This window comes from Phyllobacterium sp. GQ127 (genome assembly GCF_059758635.1).
Window position 1 is genome coordinate 145,318 of record NZ_JCAXDZ010000006.1, and the last position, 20,646, is coordinate 165,963.

Sequence of the window (20,646 nt, forward strand, 5' to 3'; positions counted from 1 at the left end):
ATGCTATTGGGAATGCGAGCCCCATTCCCAATTCAAAATTTCCGGCATGTCCAGCCCATGCTCGCGAATATAGTCATGGTGGTTCAACAGTTTTACGTTCATCAATTGTCTCAGTTCCGTGGCCGCCGGACTGGACGCAGCAACGTGATCGATCACGCTCAAAACCAAGCTGAACCTGTCGAGGCCGTTCATGACAGTCATGTCGAAGGGTGTCGTTGTCGTGCCCTCTTCATTGTAGCCACGCACATGGAAGTTGCCGTGATTGGTCCTGCGATAAGTAAGACGATGAATTGTCCAAGGATAGCCGTGATAGGAGAAGATGACGGGCATGTCTTTTGTGAAAATCGCATCGAAATCAGCGTCCGCAAGACCATGAGGATGACGTTCCTTCGGCTGCAACGCCATGAGGTCCACGACATTGACCACCCGGATACGAAGCTCAGGCATGAATTCTCGCAAAATGCTGACCGCAGCCAGCGTCTCCAGCGTTGGCACATCCCCGGCGCACGCCATAACGACGTCCGGCTCAAGTCCATCTTCGCTGGATGCCCAATGCCATATTCCTAGACCAGCCTGGCAATGAACCCGGGCGTCTTCTAGCGATAGCCATTGCCACATGGGCGGCTTTCCCGCGACAATTACATTGATCCTATCCCACGTGGACAACACATGATCGGTGATGCAAAGCAGCGTGTTGGCGTCCGGCGGAAGATAAACTCGCACAGTATCGGCTTTCTTGTTTAGCGCAACGTCGATAAAGCCCGGATCCTGATGGCTGAAACCATTGTGCTCCTGATGCCAAACGTGGCTGGTGAGCAGATAGTTCAGTGATGAAATCGGTTGCCGCCAAGGGATGTCCCGGCTCGCATCCAACCATTTCGCATGCTGATTGAACATGGAGTCGACGATGTGGACAAAGGCCTCGTAACAGGAGAAAAATCCGTGCCTGCCTGTAAGCAGATATCCCTCAAGCCAACCCTGACAAGTATGTTCGGACAGGATTTCCATGACCCTTCCGTTAGGGCCAAGATTGGTATCTTCTGGCAAGGTCGCAGCCATCCAGGTACGATCTGTGACTTCGAAAACCTCTTGAAGACGGTTTGAAGCCGTTTCGTCAGGTCCGACGATGCGAAAATTCCGGTGAACGACATTTGCATGCATCACATCACGTAAGAAACCTCCCATCACTTTGGTGCCCTCGGCCTTCACACCGCCAGGCGCTTCAACAATGACCGCATGATCTTCCAATGGGGGTTTATCAAGAGCTACTCGCAGGGTTCCTCCGTTTGCATGAGGGTTGCTGCCCATACGGCGGCGGCCGCGCGGAAGGGTTTCAAGGATTTCGGGCACCGGCGCGCCCTTGGCGTCAAACAGCTCCTCCGGTCTGTAGCTGAGCAGCCATTCTTCCAACAGTTTCAGGTGATCCGAATTGCTTGCGAAACCTGACAATGGCACCTGGTGGGACCTCCAGAAACCTTCCGTCTTCAATCCATCGACTTGTTTGGGCCCCGTCCAGCCCTTCGGACTGCGCAAGATGATCATCGGCCATCGCGGGCGCAACGCATGAGCGTTGTAGTTTGCACGGGCATCTTGCTGGATGGCGCGAATACCGTTCATTGCCTGGTCAAGAGCCGCCGCCATCAACTGGTGCATGATGGCGGGATCATCCCCCTCGACAAAGATCGGCTCGTATCCATAGCCGATAAACAACGAGTGCAATTCCTCGTGCGGGATTCGGGCAAGAAGCGTCGGATTTGCGATTTTATAGCCATTGAGGTGCAGTATGGGTAGCACCGCGCCGTCCCGTTGCGGGTTCAGAAACTTATTTGAATGCCAGGCAGCAGCCAGTGGTCCGGTTTCCGCCTCTCCGTCGCCAACTACACAGGCGACAATTAGGTCGGGATTATCAAATGCGGCCCCGAACGCATGAGAAAGAGAATAGCCGAGTTCGCCGCCTTCATTGATTGATCCGGGAACATCTGGTGCCGCATGACTTGGAATACCGCCAGGAAACGAGAATTGACGGAAGAGCTTGCCCATTCCCCGTTCATCTCGCGTAACATCGAGGTAGTGGGAGGTATAACTGCCCTCAAGATAGGTGTTCGCCACCATCGCCGGGCCACCGTGCCCGGGCCCGCACACATAAATCATGTCAGCATCGAAATTCCGGATAACCCGGTTAAGGTGAGCGTAAATGAAATTCAGTCCGGGCGATGTTCCCCAATGCCCCAACAGGCGCGCCTTCACATGCTCGACCTTCAATGGTTTGCGTAGCAACGGATTGTCGAGGAGATAAATTTGTCCCACCGTCAGATAATTGGCTGCTCGCCAATATAGATCTATCAGGCGTGCATCATCGATGGAAAGTTGTTCTGGAGCGACGTTATTATCTAACACTGCAGCCTCCTGTGGGACTATAGCCCAGCTTGTGGTGTGGATGTCAAATGGGCCTCAATATTCCCGAGCTTTGAAGCAATGACAGGCAATGGGCCCCCGATCGACCAAGTTTCACGGTGTGATGGTTCTGGCGGAGGCGTCTTCAAAAACCTTGTCGACTTCATCGTTCGCACGTTCCGCAGCCTCAGACATAATTCCAGAACCAATAGACATCAGCTTGCGTGTTTCGTCTGTGTATTGCGAAGCAGCATTTCGGTAGAACTCACCGCACACGCCAAAAGTGTTTTGATATTTCTGGGAATCGATCAAGTCATCGATCAGTTTCAAATCGCGCTCGCAACGACGTTGCGCGAAAGCCAGGGCCTCGATCTGCACATGAAACATGGCCTTCAAGGCCTGAGCTTGCATGCGCATTGTAGCACTCGCCAATGCCCGACTGGTACTGGCAAATGGCATCGAATTGAAAACAGATGCGAATGCAGTGGGTTGATCTTGATATGACATGTCTGATCCTTTGGTCACAGCCTGGAAGCAATATTGCATCAGCTGTCTCAACCGTCGCTTATCCTCAGCGGGACGTCCTTGACACAGGTCAAACTGATATGCCTCGACGTAGAGCTGGGGGTTTAACGGACAGCCTTGTGGCCGGTCATTTCCTTGATCTGGATACGGAAATAAACCGGCTGCACGTCCCGTACATGATCCCTGATCACCGTTTTTACATAGGCAGGCTCCCACCATTCGGCTCTCTTGCTCAGAAGGGCGTGTGCCTCGTTGCGTGCGTCTAAATGGTCAGGATCATCGGTAATCTCTTCGTACCGGCCAAGGACGACAACTGTTTGCCAATCGTTTGTGGCAGTGATCTCATCAAACTCAATACAGACTTTGGGATTTGCACGCATCCATTCAATTTTGCGGCCATAGGTCGTGAACGAATAGAAGTAGCCCAGCCGACACACGAAGTTCATCGGAATGACGTAGGGCTGGCTCTCGTTCACGCATGCAAGTCGCCCTACCTTGGCGTGCTCGAAGAGATGCATAATTCGAATTGGTTCATTGCGTTGATTTGCATTGTAATGCGCTCCAAATCTTGTATTGGCGCTGTTCAATGAGCCATTAGAATGGGGAAAGCGGGATCCTCAATCATTGATCGTGTAACACCGCCAAAAATCCGTTCCCGTAAACGTGTATGCCCATAGCCACCCATCACGATAAGCTCCGCCGAAATATCAACCGCATGCTGCTTGATGACATTGGCTATCGCGCAATTCGTACTAGGCAGCCGGTCGACAGTGATTTTGACTCCATGATGCGCAAGATATGCTCCAATATCAGCGCCCGGTTCAGCGCCGTTTCCTTCCGAACTTGCATCCGGATCAATCATGGTGACGTGGACTTCATCGGCACATGCCATGATTTCCAGAGCCTCACGTGCAGCCCTTGTGCATTCGACACCAGAGTTCCAGGCAAGCAACACCTGCTTTGGCCGCAAGGTTGGCTTGGCTCCATGCGGGAGCAGCAAGATCGGCCTGCCGGACTCAAACAGGGCCCCTTCAATCACCCGGCCTCTCAACTCCTCGTTCGCCAAGAGATCGGGGCCGATTATCGTGGCATCGCTATAGCGAGCATGCCTGCCAATAATATGCCCTATCCTGGCAAGCTCCGGATACTCGTCCATTACACTCGCCGGGATTTCGGCATGGCTGACAAGCGTTTCCACCTCTTCGGTTCTTTTATCTATTGCAGCAAGTGTCTGCTGTCTTTCCTTCAACCACACTTCCGCCCTGCCGAGAGCATAGTCACCGATTGGCGGTGAGCTCGCAACTCCAAGTACCGTGACGCACAATTGCGCATTGATTTCAGAACACAGATCGATTGCCACCTTCAAATCGTGATCAGTTTGTTCAACCTCGATCACACTCAGCAGACTTCTGAAAACCATTTGCTCTCTCCGTGGGGAATGACGTTTTATGTGACCATTCATAGAGCCGAAGGTTCAGGCGGGCATTGCGCTGGATCAAATATCCTGGATGTCCGTGATTGATGCGTATCAATGCACCTGCTTCAGTTTTCGCCGAAGCTGCGATCTTCCATCAGGTAAATCCAGACAATGCAGGAGAAAAAACCATGAAGTTTTTGGTGCTTTATTCGACCATAGAGGGACAAACCCGAAAAATTGCCGAAGCAATCGCAAGCCGCATCGAGAGCACGGGGCATTTTGTCGAGCTGACCGATGCAAATCAGGTGGGATCTGCGGATCCAGGCAACGGTGATGGGGCAATCTTGTGCGCGCCGGTTCACACCGGTCATTATCCAACCCCCTTCGTCAATTACGTTCAGAACTGGCACTCCGTCCTGAATGACATCCCCACTGCCTTCGTGTCGGTATCCTTGTCCATTGCCAGTACGGATGAAGCTGAGAAGGCGGAAGCGCGAAATTACCCGGTCACGCTCAGTGAACAAACAGGTTGGAAGCCGAATTCCGTTCTAAACTGTGCAGGCGCTCTGAAATATTCCGAGTATGATTTCTTCAAGCGATGGATGCTGAAGCGCATTGCAGCGGCCGAAGGCGGGCCTATCGACGCGCGCAAAGATTACGAGCTTACCAACTGGACCGACGTGAAGCGATTTGTCGACGATTTTCTTAATGAACTAAACGGCGACATGGGGTAGGGCAATGTTGGGCTGGCTCGTTCGTTTGTTGTTTATCATTGCCGGCACGATCACTGGATGGTTCGTAGCGACCAATGCAACGAATTTCATTGTCCTGCAGATGTTTGTGATGCTTGGCATAACCACCATTTTCATCGGAGCTTTTACGTTTTTTCCCAAAATCAGGACTTGGTTCAGACGTCAAAGGTAAGCTGCTGACAAAATTTTCTAACCCACAATCCTTCGCACAACCGGGATAAATTTCAGTAGATCAAACAGAAATACTGCAATTATCCCGGCAGCCGCAGCAAGCGCGGCCTGTCCGGCCGCCGGCCGGGTAAACCCGAACAATGACGCCAGATGTGGCTGAAAAATACAGACCGATACAATCACCACAGCTATCGCCGACGCGATCCAAAACGTCATTCGCCCACGCTCAAACAGGTGCAGAACAACCACCTCACGACGGCTATTCGACAGGGCAAGCGACAAATTCCCGGCCGTAACAGCAACGAATGTTGCCGTTCGTGCCGCTTCGACACTCGTGCCTTGGTATAAAAAGAGTTGATAGACTCCGAGGCACACCAACAAAAGAACACTGCCTTGGACAATGCCGAGAGCCACTTGCGCAATGCCGATGAGTGGATCACCCACAGGGCGGGGCGGCCGTTTCATGATATCGCTTTCGGGGGGCGTGCGTTCAAAAACAATCGAACACATTGGGTCAATAATCATCTCGATCAACACCACGTGCGCCGGAAAGAAAAGCGGCGGCATACCGGCAATCAGAGGCAGCAAAGCCAAACCCGCGATCGGAACATGGACTGCCGAGATGTAAATCATGACTTTTCGAAGATTATCGAAGATGCGTCGTCCCATCTTGATGGCGCTTATGATCCTGCCGAAATCTTCATCGAGCAGCACGATACCCGCCGCCTCTCTGGCGACATCTGTGCCACGTTTTCCCATCGCGATGCCAATATGCGCAGCTTTTAGTGCCGGCGCGTCATTAACCCCGTCGCCTGTCATGGCAACGACCTCACCCCGACGTTTGAGCGCTTCAACAATCCGCAATTTCTGGTCGGGCATGACACGGGCAAACACGTTTGCAGTTGACACAAGGCGGTCCAGCTCCTGGGCGTTCGCCTGCGCCAGCTGGTCACCAGTGACAGCGCCCTCTTCGGTGTCAATGCCAGCGGCTGCAGCGATCGCCAGTGCAGTGGCTGGATAGTCGCCTGTGATCATTTTGACTGACACGCCCGCACGAAACGCTTCGTGCATTGCCGCAGGCACCGTCTCCCGCAAAGGGTCTTCGAAGCCAACCAGACCGGCAAAGGTAAAGTCAAAGTCATGCTGTGAATCCGGCAGCACATCCCGCATACTCGTTCCGATGCCGACACCCAGGACACGCAGGCCCTTCCCGGCCATTGCCTGAACATGCTCCACGACATTTGCCGCTTGGACATCGTCAAGATGGCACAAATCAATGACCGCTTCCGGTGCGCCCTTGCAGGCAACTGCAAAATGACCGTTATCGTTTTGCCATACAACGGACATTGCCAAGAGTTCCGGCTTGAGCCCGTATTCGCGAACCATCGGCCAATCCGCCGTCTCATGCTTCCCGGCACGGGATGCTAGTCCTGCGACAGCACGGTCCATCGGATCAATAGATGCATGACGTGTGGCGAGCCAGGCAGCATCGACGAGCGAACGGAAACTTTGCGGCACGTCGCGTAAATCCTGCGCAACCTCCAGTTCGTCATCCAGATTGTCGAGCGCCCGGACCCGCATGCGATTTTCAGTAAGCGTACCGGTCTTGTCCACGCAAAGAACCGTGGCGGCTCCGAGCGTTTCAATGACAGCTGGCCGCCGGGTCAGAACCTTGATCCGCGCAAGCCGCCAGGCCCCGATAGCCAGAAAGATTGTCAGGACCACTGGAAATTCTTCCGGCAACATCCCCATCGCAAGTGCGATGCCCGAGAGAACGCCCTGTAGCCAATCCTCCCGATAGATTCCGTAAAAGACAACCAGAGCGCCGCACACAATCGCGGCCAGCGCTCCGAAAAGTCGAACGATCCGGTTTATCGATATTTGCAGGCGGGTTCGCTCCACGACAATTGAGGCCAGCGAAACGCCGATCAGTCCGGCACGGGTACGAGCCCCGGTGTCCGACACCCTTGCTGTTCCATGCCCCTTGACGACGAGCGTGCCGGAGTAAACAAAAGCCTGGTCATCGCCACCCGGCTCTGCCGAGGCAGCATCCCCATCACCTGCCCGCTTGCGCACGGCAACGCTTTCTCCCGTCAGCAGGGATTCGTCGACCACCAAGCCCGAATTGCTGACCAACACTCCGTCGGCTGGTATTCGCTCTCCTTCATCAAGCAGCATCAGGTCTCTCGCCACAACTTCCTGCGCCGCGATGGTGCATTCCTTGCCATCGCGCAGAACGCGCGCAGTAGGTGCGCCCAGCTTTCGAAGGGCAGCAAGAGCATTTTCACTCCTCTGTTGCTGATAAAAAATGAGCCCGATCGTGAGGCCAGCAAAGCCGGCCAACAAAAGACCTTCCGCCAGATCGCCGATGACCAGATAAAGAGTTGCCGCTCCGACGAGGAGCAACAGCATAGGCTCGGTCAAAATTTCCCTTGCGATAGCAAGAAGCGACCGGCTGGCATCCTCCGGTATTGTATTTGGACCGTATTTTTCCAGTTGACGGCGGGCCTCCGAACTTGTCAGGCCATCATGCCCCGATCGGGTAAGACCCTCCAAATCCGTATTCTGCGGCATGTTCATTTGTAGCCTTACTCTAGCGCATCATGAAAATAGGGATCGGTGGGGCCTCAAGGATCGACTTGGTCACACCACCAAAAAGCCGCTCACGCAGGCGCGAGTGCCCATAGGCTCCCATGACAATCATGTCGGCATTCGCTTCAGTCGCATATTGCAGCAATGCATCTGCGACACCTAAGCCGGAAGTCGTCATCCTCACAACCGTCACCTTGATGCCGTGCCGCGAAAAGTATGCTGCCATTCTGGCATCTGTATCGCTATCCCCATTCTCTGTCGGATTTTCATCAACAATGGCGATGGTAATATCAACAGCAGCTATCATGACATCGATGGCTTCCCGAGCGGCACGAACAGCCTCAATCCGGCCATCCCAGGCGAGGATGACCCGTCCCGGATGTAGCGTAGCGCGCGTTCCTGTCGGTACGATCAATGTTGGTCTTCCTGAATGGAACAAAGCTCCGCTCAACGCAGGAGTTTTTAATCCCGGTTGATGCAGAAGATCCGGCCCGATGAGCGTTAAGTCCGAAAACCGGGCGCGCTGCCCAATAATTTCGTCTGCCCAGTCCTTTTCACAATAGTAGCTGTCAACTTCACCCTTGAGACCGGCACTTTGGACCAGCGTCGCGATCTGCTTTTCGCGCTTCTTCATAGCGGAGATATCGGACTCGCGCTCCAGCAACCAGCTTGTGGAAACGACGGTGCCATAACCGCCTATTGGCGCGGGTGTCAGCGATACGACAAGGACGCTCAAATACGCATCCAACTCCTTGCAAAGATGGATCGCATTTATGATGTCGCGGTCGCATTGATCTATTCCGATAACGCAAAAGACGCTCTTGAAATGCATCAATCTGTCCTTTTTCACTGATCCAACTATCCAGATTCAAGCCATACGCGCTAGCATGGCAGAACTCATTGCGCTGGATCAAAGCGCGCCGGAAATCTTTTGTTAGATTAGGGGCCGGCAAGGAGATTAACGAATGGTCAAACTGACAGAATTGGATTCCAGATTCCGACACGTCCGGCTCGTACTGGCACGCGACAAGGAACACCCCGACGGCGACCCTCACGAAGGGTATGACCTTTTGGTGCCTCTCGACGACAACGGACATCTTGATACATTTGAATGGAAAGACAAGCAGGACCTGTGCCGGGTCCGGCGCTTCCGAGCCAAGGGCGAGGATTTAATTGGGGTGTTGCGGCGAAAGCCAGGAGGGAAATGGTACTTTGACTACGCTCAAGGCAAGTCCGATGACGAAATTGTCTTCAAACTCAGTGATGAACGCTTTGTTCAGGGTGAATATCTGTCCGTACGGAACGGCGGAGTAATGCACCCATACAGGATCACTCTCGTGGAAAAACCGTAGTCGGCTGGCCTCTGCTGCCAACTCCGCTTTCACTAAGGAATAACACCATGTCCTACAGGACAATACTTGCTAACCTTAATATCGATGGCCCGACCGCCCCACTCATTGATTTCTCAATCAGTTTAGCCACGCGGTTTAACGCACATCTGATTGGAGTCTGTGCGGCTGATATTACCCTTCCAATGACGGCACCCGAAGGCGTTATAACGAATGGCGAAACGATGCGCCGCTTGCGGGAGGAAATCGAACAGCGCCAGAAGAGAATGCGGCGAGAATTTGAGAGTCGGGCTGGCACCAATGTATCTCACGAATGGCGCGATGCGATCGCCAATCCCACCCGATTTCTGCTCGACAATGTGCGAGCCGTCGACCTGATCGTGACCGGGTGCGAAAACGATATGACGCTTGGACATCCTGATAGTTACATCAATCTGGGCAATGTGGTTTTGCAGGCCGGCCGGCCCGTTCTCGTCACGGCAAAAGGGGCCAAAACAATCTTCACCAACATGGCTGTCATCGCATGGAAAGACACACGCGAAGCGCGGCGTGCTGTTGTTGATGCTCTTCCATTATTGTGCCAAGCCAACGAAGTCATCGTCGTGACTGCAGACCGAAACGCAGATATTCTGGTAAAGGAGCGCCTGGATGACGTCTGCGCGTTCCTACGTCGGCACGGGATTGCGGCGCGCAGTGAGATCATCACGGACAAATACGAAAGCGAAAGCCTTCTTAGTTTTGTCAGACAATCGGGGGCAGAGCTTGTCGTCTCTGGCGCATATGGGCATAGCAGGCTGAGAGAATTGATTTTTGGCGGTGTCACCCGCTCTTTATTGGCGGAGGAAGATTTCAGTCGCTTTCTTTCGAGCTAGATCAATTCTGCTTGCCTCGACAGGCCTCAATGTGCGTATGACAGATCGAGTACTGCCCGCATGACGTTCAGATCCGAGGCGTCGCGCGATATTGAAACCAGACTCCCGGAACATTTTCAGCATGATTTCCTTCTCGCTCAGGATCAGCCCTTCCATCTGTCGTATCCCCTCAGCTTTCGCAAAATTGATCAGTTGAAGAAGCAACTGCCAACCAAGCCCCCGGCCCTGCAGATCCGTTCTGACAAGCACGGCGTACTCCGCGACCTGCCGATCCGGGTCGTAAGAAAGCCGTGCTGTCTGGTTCGGTTTCGTGACATTGCCGCTGCCCATGATGGCCGGCTCCTTGCATCATCATAATGTATCTCGTTGCTTGTGAAGCCACGAAATGCGGGGCTTCTTCGAAAGGCATCGTCTCGTGAAAAAAATGCCAAAAACGCGTCGTTTAATGGCAGGCTCCAAAGGGCGCCGCCGCCATCGCTCCTAAACTCCACATCAAAAAACTGCTTCGATCTGCCTTGCTTTGACTTGGATCAAAGTAGAACAACGTTACCGCGCTAGGGTCCGGCAAAACCGGAGTTCAAATATGACCGACGCGCAATCCCAAACTGGTCGTTTCCACCCCAATCATCATCGCTTTCGTAATTGCGCTCGAACCGTCAGCGATCTTGCAACGGCCAACGCAGCCTCTTTTAGAATGAATCTATACACGAACAATATTCTTGAAGGTTCACATGGTGCGGAACCGCAGTTCATCCTGCTCTCGAATGACAATAGCAGCGAACTCTCATTCTTCTGGGGGCAGGCAGAATGATCGCACAACTGACGGGCCCGGAACGCATCCTCGCCGGCTTCACTTTTCTTGTCCTGTTATGTTTGGGCGTGGCGATGGCCGCGGCCGGTCGCGATGACCTCATCGGTACGCACGGCTGGATCGTCGCCGGGAGCGCAATGATCGGCGTCATCGCTTTATTGCGCGCCTACGACGCGCCAGAGCCCTTGCCTGCCAGACTGTCGGAATATTATGATGACCCCAGCAAGGTCGGCATCATCTTGACCCTGCTATGGGGGGTCATCGGCATGCTCGTAGGAGTATGGGTCGCAGCTCTCCTCGCCTGGCCGGAACTGACGTTCGATGCTGAATGGGCGAGCCTCGGCCGCTTGCGCCCGGTCCACACCAGCGGTGTGATCTTCGGGTTCGGTGGCAACGCCCTGATCGCCACTTCGTTTCACGTGCTGCAAAGAACAACCCGCGCCCGTCTGCCGGATCAATTCAGCCCTTGGTTCGTCCTTTTTGGCTACAACCTCTTCTGTGTCCTGGCGGCCAGCGGTTACCTCATCGGTATCAGTCAATCAAAGGAGTATGCCGAGCCAGAATGGTATGCCGATATCTGGCTGGTCATCGTCTGGATCGTCTATTTCTCCATCTATCTGCGAACGCTGATGCGTCGCAAGGAACCGCACATCTATGTAGCCAACTGGTACTATATGGCCTTTATCCTGGTCGTCGCCCTGCTTCATATTGTGAACAATCTTGCAGTCCCGGTATCCCTTGGTCATGCCAAGAGCTATTCGCTCTTTTCCGGCGTTCAGGACGCAATGACGCAATGGTGGTACGGCCACAACGCAGTGGCATTTTTCCTGACGGCCGGCTTTCTCGGCATGATGTATTATTACCTGCCGAAGCGCGCTGGCCGCCCCATCTATTCCTATAGAACCTCTATTATCAGCTTCTGGGGCATTACCTTCATGTATATGTGGGCGGGCTCGCACCACCTTCACTACACGGCCTTGCCACACTGGGTACAGACGCTCGGCATGGCATTCTCCGTCGTCCTGCTCGTTCCATCCTGGGCCTCGGCCGGAAATGCCTTACTGACGCTTAACGGGGCCTGGCACAAGGTCCGTGACGATGCAGTCCTGCGATTCATGATGATGGCTGCGATCTTTTATGGGCTTGCCACCTTCGAGGGCTCCTTCATGGCAATCCGCGCCGTCAACTCACTTTCACATTATACCGATTGGACCGTCGGCCATGTCCATGCCGGCGCACTCGGCTGGGTCGCCATGATTACCTACGGCTCACTCTACGCATTGACGCCGTGGCTGTGGAAACGACCGGCGTTGTATTCCGCCAGGCTTGTCGAATGGCACTTCTGGCTCGCCCTGTCCGGAACGGTGATCTACGTCTTCGCCATGTGGAACTCAGGTGTCATTCAGGGCTTGATGTGGCGGACATACAATGACAGCGGAACCTTGAGCTATTCCTTTGTCGACTCGCTCGTTGCGATGCACCCCTATTACATCGCCCGTGCATTCGGAGGGCTGCTGTTCCTCACCGGTGCTATCATCGCCCTTTATAATATCTGGATGACGATCCGCATACCGGTGCCCGTTGCCTCCGAATCCGCCGCGGACATCCCGCTGGGCTTAGCCGCACCGCTCATCACTCAAGCCGGGGAATAAAAAATGTTCAATTTTCACTACCGGCTTGAGCGCAGTGCCATCGGCTTTGTCCTGGCAATTATCGCGGTTGCAAGCATTGGAGGTCTCATCGAAATCGCCCCATTGTTCACGATCGACGAAACCGTGGAAAAAGCGCCGGACATGCGTGTCTACACGCCGCTTGAGGTCGCCGGACGCAACATCTACATGCGCGAAGGCTGCTATGCCTGCCACTCCCAGATGATCCGCACGCTGCGGGACGAGGTAGAACGCTATGGCCCGTATTCTTTGGCGGTGGAATCCAAATACGACCATCCCATGCTGTGGGGCTCAAAGAGGACGGGCCCGGATCTTGCCCGGGTCGGAGCAAAATATTCCAATGACTGGCATGTCGCGCACCTGACCAACCCGCGCGATGTCGTTGCCGAATCCAATATGCCGGCTTATCGGTTTTTGTCACGCAAGCAGCTGAAGACCGGCGATCTCGGCGAACACCTGGCCGCCCTTCGAGCGGTGGGTGTGCCCTATACCGATGAGATGATTGCGAACGCATCCAACGACGCCATTGGTCAGGCAAATCCCGATACTGATTTGGCCACGGGCGTCGCCACCCGGTACGGTGACAAGACAAATGTCAGCCTTTTTGACACCAATCCCGCCGCCGTCACCGAAATGGACGCGCTGGTAGCCTACCTTCAAATTCTCGGCCATCTGACCGACGCCGCGCACCAATCCCCCCAAACCGAGGTGGAGTGATATTATGATCGATCATGAAGTACTGACAGGTTTCTCCAAGTCTTTCGGCCTGTTCTACCTGATTGCGATGTCTATCGGCGTTCTGGTCTACACATTTTGGCCCTCGAACAGGAAACCCTTTGAACGAGCCGCCAACGCGGTGGTGTCCGATGAAGAGGACCGGCCATGTCAATAGGCGAACGCGACCCTTTTACCGGGCACCAGACGACTGGTCACGAATGGAATGGTATCAAGGAACTCAATACGCCGGTTCCAAAGCCCGTGTGGTTCTTTCTCATAACCACGGCGATCTTTGCCTTGGTTTGGACCTTACTCATGCCAAGCTGGCCATACGGGACCGGATATTTCAAAGGCCTGCTCGGCATCGATCAAAAAGCCGTTGTCTCGCGATCGTTAGTCCAGGGTTCGGCGGAACGTGCGCAATGGACGGCACGCGTCGAAAAGGGCGATTGGGCGCAAATCCAGGCTGATGACGATTTAATGCGCAAGATTCGCGAAGATGGACGTACCCTGTTCGGCGATAATTGCGCCGCATGCCATGGGACTGGCGCAAAGGGCAACAAAGGCTTTCCCAACATCGCACAGTCGCCCATGCTTTGGGGAGACGTACCCCAGATCGTCGAACAGACGGTAAGGGCCGGCATCAATGGCACAGACCCCGACACCCGCGTGTCACAGATGCTTGCATTTGGCCGCGACGGGACGGTGACGCGCGAGCAGGTTTCATTGCTGGCAGACTATGTGCAATCCCTTTCCGATACAGCATTGATTACCGAGCACACCAAAGACAGCATCGCATCGGGTAAGGAATTGTTTGTAACCAATTGCGTGGCGTGTCACGGAGATAATGCAAAGGGCTCGGTTGACACGGGTGCACCGGATCTGACCGATCCATATTGGATTTATGGCGGCGACCGTGCGGATATCTATGAAAGCATCTATTCCGGCCGCCAGGGGCACATGCCCAGCTGGAGTCAACGCCTCACACCCGTCGATATCAAGATCATCACGCTCTATGTCCTCGACCTGAGAAGGAAATCCATGGAAGCAGGAGCTGGAGGATGAGCGCTGTTATGTCCCGCCGGCCAAGTTTGCTTGTCTGGTTCATGGTGGCAGCCGCCGTCGCGGTGGTGGTCCTGGCCAACGCCCATCTGGTCTACTGGGCATTCGTTTCCCAGCCCGATTGTATCGAACATTTGAAAGATGCAGGCCGGCAACCCGGCATTTACCGCGCGGCGAAGTCAGCATGTTGAACGACACGCATAACGGATGGTCCGCATCCACTTGGAAAGGCACCAGATGAAAATTCCAGCTACCGTTGCGCCTCTTCCCAAGGCAATTGACCGGAACAGGCATCTGTCACCGGACCGCGCATTTGACTGGTTTGCTCAAGGTTGGCACGATCTGTGGACGCTCCCGGTTCCCAGCCTTTTTTATGGCGCTGGCGTGGCAATCATCTCCCTCGCAATCGCCGCTGGAATCCTCTTCTACAAGCTGGATTTTGCGTTCTTTCCGGCGCTTTCCGGATTCCTGGTGGTCGGGCCGGCGCTGGCGACAGGCCTTTACGTCAAGAGCCTGCGCCTGTCGAAGGGTCTGCCGGTCACTTTGGCGTCAATGCTCGTTCCCGAGCGCGGCACCAGCCAGCATGTCTTGTTCGTCGGTGCCGTGCTCTTGGGTCTGATGCTGCTATGGATGCGGGCAGCAGTGCTTCTCTATGCATTGTTCTTTGGCTGGAAGCCCTTCCCCGGAATGGATCACATCATTCCCATGCTCTTTGCCACGCCGATCGGTGTGGCCATGCTGGTGATCGGTATGGGTATCGGCGGGATTTTCGCCGCCTTTGCCTTTGCCATCAGTGTCTTCTCCATCCCAATGGTGCTGGACAAGAAGTTTGATGCGTTTACCGCCATGGGAACCAGCATGTCCATTGTCTGGAACAATCTGCCGGTAATGCTCCTATGGGGCTTGATTGTGCTTAGCCTCACCGTAATCGGATTGCTAACCGGGATGATTGGATTTGTCGTTATTTTCCCGCTGCTCGGCCATGCCACCTGGCATGCGTACGTTACAATGCGCGATCCGGATTAGCGAGATGACCTGCTGCACACCCGCCACGACGATCGTTTCCGCCGATGCCTTCCTGCCCTCAATTCCATCCGTGGATGAATTCAGACTGGCCAGCAGAAGCATTGGCGATGGCATTTTCCAGACGGACATTTCCATACCCTCAATCCATTGCGGCGGCTGTGTTAACACGATCGAGCGCGGTATGGCAAAGCTTGAAGGGGTCCGGAACGTACGGGTCAATTTGTCGACAAAGCGACTAACGCTTCGCTGGTCGGATCGCGGCGTTCCTCCCGACGTGATCGGTGCCTTGAAAAAACTCGGCTTCGATGGGCATCTCTTCGATCCAGTCACGGATGCAAAGTCTGACGGTGAACTATCCAGGTTGCTCAGGGCGTTGGCGGTTGCCGCTTTTGCCTCAATGAACATCATGTCATTGTCGGTCTCGGTTTGGTCGGGCGCAGAGGGGTCAACACGGAACATTCTTCATTGGATCTGCGCGGCCATCGCCCTTCCAGCCCTTCTTTATTCGGGACGCGTGTTCTATCAGTCCGCATGGCGTGCTCTCAGGCACGGACAAACGAACATGGACGTGCCCATTTCGATTGGCATCGCCGCGGCGTTTGCGCTCAGCGTTTACGACACCTATCACGGCTACGATCACACCTACTTCGATGCTGCAACGTCTCTGGTATTCTTCCTGTTGATCGGGCGCACACTGGACTACGTTATGCGGGAACGGACAAGGACTGCTGTGAAGGGTCTTGCACAATTATCGCCTCGGGGGGCGATGAGCATCGGAACTGATGGCGCGTACGAATACATTCCATTGAAAGAAATCAGGACGGGTACACGCCTGTTGATTACCGCCGGAGAACGTGTGCCTGTCGACTGCAACGTTGAAAGTGGGGTTTCAGACGTGGATTTCTCGCTCGTGACAGGCGAAAGCACGCCACGCCTAGTTAGGTACGGCGCAGCCCTGCAGGCCGGAACATTGAATATTACAGGATCTTTGACGGTGGTTGCCACGGCGGTTGCAGATGACTCTTTCCTTGCCGAAATGATACGGCTGATGGAAGCTGCAGAATCCGGCAAGTCCGCCTATCGGCGGATCGCTGACCGAGCGTCCAGACTCTACGCACCGGCGGTTCACTTGATGTCCTTCCTCAGCTTTGTCGGCTGGATGATTTGGCACGGAGATGTCCACCAGTCCGCGACGGTCGCTATTGCTGTTTTGATTATCACCTGTCCTTGCGCACTAGGGCTTGCTGTCCCGATGGTGCAGGTCGTCGCCGCGCGCCGTTTGTTCGAAAGCCAAATCATGGTCAAGGATGGCTCGGCCATGGAACGCCTCAACGAGATCGACACCATCATCTTCGACAAGACGGGGACGCTTACTCTGGGGCAATTGCAGGTCACAAACCTCGACGAAATTGGCCAGAACGAATTGTCGTGGGCAGCAGAATTGGCTTCGCACTCACGTCATCCAAACGCGCAGGCAATTGCCGCCGCAGCCAGAGGAGGCAACGCTACCCGGCTTCATTTTGATGAGGTCAAAGAGTATCCGGGTCTCGGACTGGAAGGCCTTTCGCAAGGATCAATCTATCGGCTCGGAAGAGCCTGCTTCGCTTGTGCACACGCAGGGAAAACGGACGACGCAACGATTTTGTCCATAGACGGACGGCAAATCTCTGCCTTTGCTTTCTCCGACAGGCTCAGACCGGGCGCGCAGGCACTGGTCGAAAGGCTAGGAAACGCTGACATCGCCGTGGAAATTATCTCAGGAGACAACGAGGCCGCTGTTCGAGCGGTCGCCGCGGAACTCAACATCTCGAAGTTCACGGCCAATACCCTGCCTGGAGGAAAACTTGAACGCGTGAGATCGCTCACCGAGCAAGGACACAAGGTCTTGATGGTGGGGGATGGTTTGAACGACGGCCCTGCTCTCATTGCTGCGCATGTCTCCATGGCTCCGGCGACGGCAGCCGATGTCGGCCGTAACAGTGCCGACTTCGTCTTTCTTCAGAATAGCCTCGACACGGTGTTTCTCGCTTACCGCATTTCACGCGAAGCTGATAAGTTGATCCGCCAGAACTTCGTCATTGCGATCGGATATAATGTCGTGGCCCTGCCAGTTGCAATTTTTGGCTATGCAACACCGTTTGTGGCCGCAATTGCCATGTCACTCTCCTCGATCCTTGTCGTTGCCAATGCGCTTCGACTGAAAGGAAACCACCGGCCGTTCAAAAGAAAATACGGAAAGCCATTTCGGGCAGTCGTTGATCAGGCGATGACATGAGCGAGTTTTTCTACCTCATACCCATTTCGATCGCTCTTGGTTTATCGGGTCTGGGGCTTTTTCTTTGGTCCCTCAATAATGGCCAATATGACGATCTGGACGGGGCATCCGAGCGCATACTATATGACGACGACAATCCGTGCGAGGCCCCGCTGGAAGAAAGAGAAGTTCGGACATCAGGGCACCGACTGTTTGACGACACGCAGTCATACGGGCAGGCTCCTCGTGGTTGTCAGACACAGAAAGAGGATTGCACAGCCATATCATATGGACCTCACGGTGTTTAGTGTTGAAAAAAGCGCATTTATGTTGCTCTGTGATATCGGACAATATGACTTCCCATTTAGATCCGGACCCCGACAGCGCAATGCCAGTACGAAACATACCCGGTTTTCGGGGACGGTTCCTTAAAGCGGCACTCTCTTCGCATTTCGAAGGTGCCAAGGGTTATGTGCTCGCAGGGATCGGAGTACTGATTGCCTTGTTGCTCCGGCTTGCGATGCAGGACCTGCTTCAGGATCGTGCGACTTTTATTCTCTTCATTCCCTCGATTCTCGTGGCTTCAATAGCAGGCGGAATTGGCCCGGGATTGGCAGCGTTATTTCTTTCCCTGACTTCCTCGCTTTATCTGGGCGGAATGCAGTTCGATCGATCGCAAGCCATCCTGGAGTTTGGTATTTTGATAGTCATTGGGCTGGTGATCGCGTGGATGGGTGGGCTGCTTCATCGTGCGCGGAGAATGGCCGACAAAACGGTGAGTGACCTCGACGCCCGCGAAGCACATCTCAGGTCTATCCTCGATACCGTCCTCGATGCGACAGTTGTTATCGAAAAAGACGGGACGATTACATCGTTCAACGCGGCAGCCGTCCGCCAATTCGGCTACACAGAGGCAGAAGTCGTTGGCAAGAATGTCCGCATATTGATGCCGGACCCTTATCAGAAGGAGCATGACAATTATATAAGCAGGTATCTTGAGACCGGCGAAAAACGCATCATCGGCGTGGATCGGGTTGTGGTCGGCAAACGCAAGGATGGCTCGACCTTTCCGATGAAGCTAGCAGTCGTCGAGATAAAAACCGGGAATAAAATCTTCTTCACGGGTTTCATCCGCGATCTTACCGAGCGTCAGGAGTCTGCGGCTCGACTCGAAGAAATACAAGGCGAGCTGGCACGGCTCGCAAGACTTAACGAAATGGGGGAAATGGCATCGACCTTGGCCCACGAGTTGAACCAGCCACTGTCGGCCATCGCAAATTATGCCCAAGGATGTACGCGCCTGCTGCGCGACATGGATGATGCACTTGCCTCCAGAATGAGGGACGCTCTTGAGGAAACGTCGCGGCAGGCACTCCGCGCCGGCCAGATCATTAGACATTTAAGGGAGTTTGTGACCCGGGGCGAAACCGATAAGGCGCGAGAAGACATCCGCAAACTGGTCGAGGAAGCTGGCGCACTTGCTCTTGTAGGCTCACGGGAGCGAGGGATCAGATCAGTATTCGAATTCGGATCCGATGCGAAATTGGTAATGGTCGATGGCGTGCAAATTCAGCAAGTCTTGATCAACCTGATACGCAACGCCATGGAAGCCATGCGCGACAGCGAGAAACGTGAACTGCTTGTGCAAACCAGTTTGGACCCGAACGGTTGGGTGATTGTCGAGGTTGCAGACACCGGCACCGGCATTCCAGACGAGATCGTTGCACAACTATTTAAGCCCTTCATGACAACCAAACCCGGGGGCATGGGGATTGGACTTTCGATCTCCAAACGCATTGTCGAATCCCATGGCGGGGAGATAATTGCAAAAAAGAATAGAAGTGGAGGTACAACATTCCGTTTCACACTTCCGGCAATCGAGGATCACCACGACAATGTCGATTGATGACTACACTGTTCACGTGGTGGACGATGAAGAGGCCGTCAGAAAATCTTTGGCTTTTTTGCTGACGATGTCCGGCTTTACCGTCCGCATACATGAGTCCGCGACTGGATTTCTTGCTGTGGCACCGACAATTCGCAACAGTTGCCTGATTACAGATTTGCGCATGCCCGACATGAGTGGCGTGGAACTTCTACGCCGTCTGAAGTCTGCCGACCTTCATATTCCGTCGATTGTCATAACGGGCCACGGTGACGTCCCAATGGCAGTAGAGGCGATGAAGGCGGGAGCATTGGATTTCATTGAGAAGCCATTTGAAGACGAACAGTTGATTGAAGCTGTAAAACGCGCGGCTGCCCAATTGACCGAAACGCCAGATGACTTGGCCGATACCTTGGGTATACAATCGAGATTGAATGACCTAAGCGATCGCGAACGACAAGTCCTTTCAGGTGTGGTGGCGGGTCTTGCTAATAAATCGATCGCCTATGATCTAAATATTAGTCCACGTACGGTTGAAGTTCATCGCGCCAATGTAATGGCGAAAATGAAGGCAAAAAGTCTTCCTGAGCTGGTACGAATGGCGCTGAGCATCAAGCTCGATCTGGATTGATTATTTACTGAACCTGATTCCGATTGACTTAGCGCAATGCAGGCATCCAAAGCATGAGTAGTATTTGAACGGTCTCTCAGTGACCGTTTGTATGCTAATTTTGCAAGGGAACACACCAATTGTCTGATCCATGCCAAGTGCTTGTCGTTGCCCCCGATCACGGGTTGCGACGGTCATTGGAGTTTGCGTTAGAAGTTGAAGGCTTTGCCGTCGTTGCATTCGAGAGCCTGGCGGCTGCACTTGCATCAACTCGTGTGGCTGAAGGCAGATGCATTATTATGGACGAAGAGGCCATTTCGAACGATCCTTCTGCGCCTGCCATGCTCCGAATTATCAGAAAACCCATTTTGCTTCTAGTTGACGGCCCCGGGCCCGTCTCGACGACGCCCGGCGTTCGTGTTCTCAGGAAACCAATCTTGGGCAACGCGCTGATTATGGCCGTCAGATCGGCCGGAAAAACTATGTCTAAGTAGTAATACGTAGGTACATAAACGAATTTCTGTTTCCAATGGATTCGG

Annotated in this window: 21 protein-coding genes; 14 read left to right on the forward strand and 7 right to left on the reverse strand. The window is 54.1% G+C overall.

Going from position 1 to position 20,646, the window contains the following annotated elements:
- Positions 1-3: 3 nt before the first annotated feature.
- The 4 genes from AC6CHM_RS20035 to AC6CHM_RS20050 all read right to left on the reverse strand — a co-directional run bounded on the left by AC6CHM_RS20035 (position 4) and on the right by AC6CHM_RS20050 (position 4,339).
- Positions 4-2,397, reverse strand: coding sequence for a phosphoketolase family protein (locus AC6CHM_RS20035; RefSeq protein ID WP_498174348.1), 2,394 nt, complete (start codon positions 2,395-2,397; stop codon positions 4-6).
- Positions 2,398-2,508: 111 nt separating this feature from the next.
- A complete protein-coding gene (locus AC6CHM_RS20040; protein ID WP_498174350.1) occupies positions 2,509-2,901 on the reverse strand; it encodes a phasin family protein in 393 nt (130 codons plus the stop codon).
- A gap of 122 nt (positions 2,902-3,023) precedes the next feature.
- On the reverse strand, positions 3,024-3,437 hold the full coding sequence (locus AC6CHM_RS20045) for a pyridoxamine 5'-phosphate oxidase family protein (RefSeq protein WP_498174352.1): 414 nt from the start codon (positions 3,435-3,437) through the stop codon (positions 3,024-3,026).
- Positions 3,438-3,502: 65 nt separating this feature from the next.
- A complete protein-coding gene (locus AC6CHM_RS20050) occupies positions 3,503-4,339 on the reverse strand; it encodes a universal stress protein (protein WP_498174354.1) in 837 nt (278 codons plus the stop codon).
- A gap of 101 nt (positions 4,340-4,440) precedes the next feature.
- Between AC6CHM_RS20050 and AC6CHM_RS20055 the strand changes: the two genes are divergently transcribed.
- Entirely contained in the window at positions 4,441-5,070 is a 630-nt protein-coding gene (locus tag AC6CHM_RS20055; RefSeq protein WP_498174356.1) for a flavodoxin domain-containing protein, read from the forward strand.
- Between the two features lie 207 nt (positions 5,071-5,277).
- On the opposite strand, the gene AC6CHM_RS20060 is transcribed toward AC6CHM_RS20055, so the two are convergent.
- Together AC6CHM_RS20060 and AC6CHM_RS20065 are read right to left on the reverse strand one after the other, a co-directional pair.
- Positions 5,278-7,839, reverse strand: coding sequence for a cation-translocating P-type ATPase (locus AC6CHM_RS20060; RefSeq protein WP_498174358.1), 2,562 nt, complete (start codon positions 7,837-7,839; stop codon positions 5,278-5,280).
- 13 nt (positions 7,840-7,852) lie between these two features.
- Positions 7,853-8,683, reverse strand: a complete 831-nt coding sequence (locus AC6CHM_RS20065; protein WP_498174360.1) for a universal stress protein — start codon at positions 8,681-8,683, stop codon at positions 7,853-7,855.
- Between the two features lie 133 nt (positions 8,684-8,816).
- On the opposite strand from AC6CHM_RS20065, the gene AC6CHM_RS20070 reads away from it, so the two are divergent.
- Complete coding sequence (locus AC6CHM_RS20070) at positions 8,817-9,203, forward strand: hypothetical protein (protein ID WP_498174362.1); 387 nt, start codon at positions 8,817-8,819, stop codon at positions 9,201-9,203.
- A 47-nt stretch (positions 9,204-9,250) separates the two neighbouring features.
- Positions 9,251-10,072 (forward strand): universal stress protein, encoded by an 822-nt coding sequence (locus tag AC6CHM_RS20075; protein WP_498174364.1) that lies wholly within the window; start codon positions 9,251-9,253, stop codon positions 10,070-10,072.
- Here the strand turns inward: AC6CHM_RS20075 and AC6CHM_RS20080 are convergent.
- The gene (locus AC6CHM_RS20080; RefSeq protein WP_498174366.1) at positions 10,031-10,402 is read right to left on the reverse strand and encodes a GNAT family N-acetyltransferase; all 372 of its coding nucleotides are present in this window, start codon (positions 10,400-10,402) and stop codon (positions 10,031-10,033) included. The genes AC6CHM_RS20075 and AC6CHM_RS20080 overlap by 42 nt on opposite strands.
- Positions 10,403-10,655: 253 nt before the next feature.
- Here AC6CHM_RS20080 and AC6CHM_RS20085 point away from each other — a divergent pair, with 253 nt between their 5' ends.
- Genes AC6CHM_RS20085 through fixJ form a run of 11 tightly spaced genes read left to right on the forward strand, consistent with a single transcriptional unit; the run spans position 10,656 to position 20,128 of the window.
- Positions 10,656-10,883, forward strand: a complete 228-nt coding sequence (locus AC6CHM_RS20085; RefSeq protein ID WP_498174368.1) for a hypothetical protein — start codon at positions 10,656-10,658, stop codon at positions 10,881-10,883.
- Entirely contained in the window at positions 10,880-12,535 is a 1,656-nt protein-coding gene (ccoN, locus tag AC6CHM_RS20090) for a cytochrome-c oxidase, cbb3-type subunit I (RefSeq protein ID WP_498174370.1), read from the forward strand. Before AC6CHM_RS20085 ends, ccoN begins: the two co-directional genes overlap by 4 nt.
- Positions 12,536-12,538: 3 nt before the next feature.
- Entirely contained in the window at positions 12,539-13,270 is a 732-nt protein-coding gene (ccoO, locus tag AC6CHM_RS20095) for a cytochrome-c oxidase, cbb3-type subunit II (protein WP_498174373.1), read from the forward strand.
- Between the two features lie 4 nt (positions 13,271-13,274).
- Complete coding sequence (locus tag AC6CHM_RS20100) at positions 13,275-13,445, forward strand: cbb3-type cytochrome c oxidase subunit 3 (protein ID WP_435530229.1); 171 nt, start codon at positions 13,275-13,277, stop codon at positions 13,443-13,445.
- Positions 13,436-14,335, forward strand: a complete 900-nt coding sequence (ccoP, locus tag AC6CHM_RS20105; protein WP_498174376.1) for a cytochrome-c oxidase, cbb3-type subunit III — start codon at positions 13,436-13,438, stop codon at positions 14,333-14,335. The genes AC6CHM_RS20100 and ccoP overlap by 10 nt, the downstream gene beginning before the upstream one ends.
- Complete coding sequence (locus AC6CHM_RS20110; protein ID WP_498174378.1) at positions 14,332-14,523, forward strand: hypothetical protein; 192 nt, start codon at positions 14,332-14,334, stop codon at positions 14,521-14,523. The genes ccoP and AC6CHM_RS20110 overlap by 4 nt, the downstream gene beginning before the upstream one ends.
- 46 nt (positions 14,524-14,569) lie before the next feature.
- Positions 14,570-15,358, forward strand: coding sequence for a DUF2189 domain-containing protein (locus tag AC6CHM_RS20115; protein ID WP_498174380.1), 789 nt, complete (start codon positions 14,570-14,572; stop codon positions 15,356-15,358).
- A gap of 4 nt (positions 15,359-15,362) precedes the next feature.
- Positions 15,363-17,633: a heavy metal translocating P-type ATPase gene (locus tag AC6CHM_RS20120; RefSeq protein ID WP_498174382.1), complete on the forward strand. Its 2,271-nt coding sequence runs from the start codon at positions 15,363-15,365 to the stop codon at positions 17,631-17,633.
- A complete protein-coding gene (gene ccoS / locus AC6CHM_RS20125; RefSeq protein ID WP_498174384.1) occupies positions 17,630-17,920 on the forward strand; it encodes a cbb3-type cytochrome oxidase assembly protein CcoS in 291 nt (96 codons plus the stop codon). Before AC6CHM_RS20120 ends, ccoS begins: the two co-directional genes overlap by 4 nt.
- Positions 17,921-17,964: 44 nt before the next feature.
- Complete coding sequence (locus tag AC6CHM_RS20130) at positions 17,965-19,518, forward strand: PAS domain S-box protein (protein WP_498174386.1); 1,554 nt, start codon at positions 17,965-17,967, stop codon at positions 19,516-19,518.
- Positions 19,514-20,128, forward strand: a complete 615-nt coding sequence (fixJ, locus tag AC6CHM_RS20135) for a response regulator FixJ (RefSeq protein ID WP_498174470.1) — start codon at positions 19,514-19,516, stop codon at positions 20,126-20,128. The genes AC6CHM_RS20130 and fixJ overlap by 5 nt, the downstream gene beginning before the upstream one ends.
- Positions 20,129-20,646: the final 518 nt, after the last annotated feature.

Bases quoted from the DNA above. Each gene is read 5' to 3' on its own strand.
- AC6CHM_RS20110 (WP_498174378.1), top strand. From the start codon at position 14,332: ATGAGCGCTGTTATGTCCCGCCGGCCAAGTTTGCTTGTCTGGTTCATG.
- AC6CHM_RS20060 (WP_498174358.1), bottom strand. From the start codon at position 7,839: ATGAACATGCCGCAGAATACGGATTTGGAGGGTCTTACCCGATCGGGG.
- AC6CHM_RS20120 (WP_498174382.1), top strand. From the start codon at position 15,363: ATGACCTGCTGCACACCCGCCACGACGATCGTTTCCGCCGATGCCTTC.
- AC6CHM_RS20055 (WP_498174356.1), top strand. From the start codon at position 4,441: ATGCGTATCAATGCACCTGCTTCAGTTTTCGCCGAAGCTGCGATCTTC.
- ccoN (WP_498174370.1), top strand. From the start codon at position 10,880: ATGATCGCACAACTGACGGGCCCGGAACGCATCCTCGCCGGCTTCACT.
- AC6CHM_RS20115 (WP_498174380.1), top strand. From the start codon at position 14,570: ATGAAAATTCCAGCTACCGTTGCGCCTCTTCCCAAGGCAATTGACCGG.
- AC6CHM_RS20065 (WP_498174360.1), bottom strand. From the start codon at position 8,683: ATGCATTTCAAGAGCGTCTTTTGCGTTATCGGAATAGATCAATGCGAC.
- ccoS (WP_498174384.1), top strand. From the start codon at position 17,630: ATGAGCGAGTTTTTCTACCTCATACCCATTTCGATCGCTCTTGGTTTA.
- AC6CHM_RS20040 (WP_498174350.1), bottom strand. From the start codon at position 2,901: ATGTCATATCAAGATCAACCCACTGCATTCGCATCTGTTTTCAATTCG.
- AC6CHM_RS20075 (WP_498174364.1), top strand. From the start codon at position 9,251: ATGTCCTACAGGACAATACTTGCTAACCTTAATATCGATGGCCCGACC.
- AC6CHM_RS20080 (WP_498174366.1), bottom strand. From the start codon at position 10,402: ATGGGCAGCGGCAATGTCACGAAACCGAACCAGACAGCACGGCTTTCT.
- ccoO (WP_498174373.1), top strand. From the start codon at position 12,539: ATGTTCAATTTTCACTACCGGCTTGAGCGCAGTGCCATCGGCTTTGTC.
- AC6CHM_RS20050 (WP_498174354.1), bottom strand. From the start codon at position 4,339: ATGGTTTTCAGAAGTCTGCTGAGTGTGATCGAGGTTGAACAAACTGAT.
- AC6CHM_RS20130 (WP_498174386.1), top strand. From the start codon at position 17,965: ATGACTTCCCATTTAGATCCGGACCCCGACAGCGCAATGCCAGTACGA.
- AC6CHM_RS20045 (WP_498174352.1), bottom strand. From the start codon at position 3,437: ATGCATCTCTTCGAGCACGCCAAGGTAGGGCGACTTGCATGCGTGAAC.
- AC6CHM_RS20085 (WP_498174368.1), top strand. From the start codon at position 10,656: ATGACCGACGCGCAATCCCAAACTGGTCGTTTCCACCCCAATCATCAT.
- AC6CHM_RS20070 (WP_498174362.1), top strand. From the start codon at position 8,817: ATGGTCAAACTGACAGAATTGGATTCCAGATTCCGACACGTCCGGCTC.
- AC6CHM_RS20100 (WP_435530229.1), top strand. From the start codon at position 13,275: ATGATCGATCATGAAGTACTGACAGGTTTCTCCAAGTCTTTCGGCCTG.
- ccoP (WP_498174376.1), top strand. From the start codon at position 13,436: ATGTCAATAGGCGAACGCGACCCTTTTACCGGGCACCAGACGACTGGT.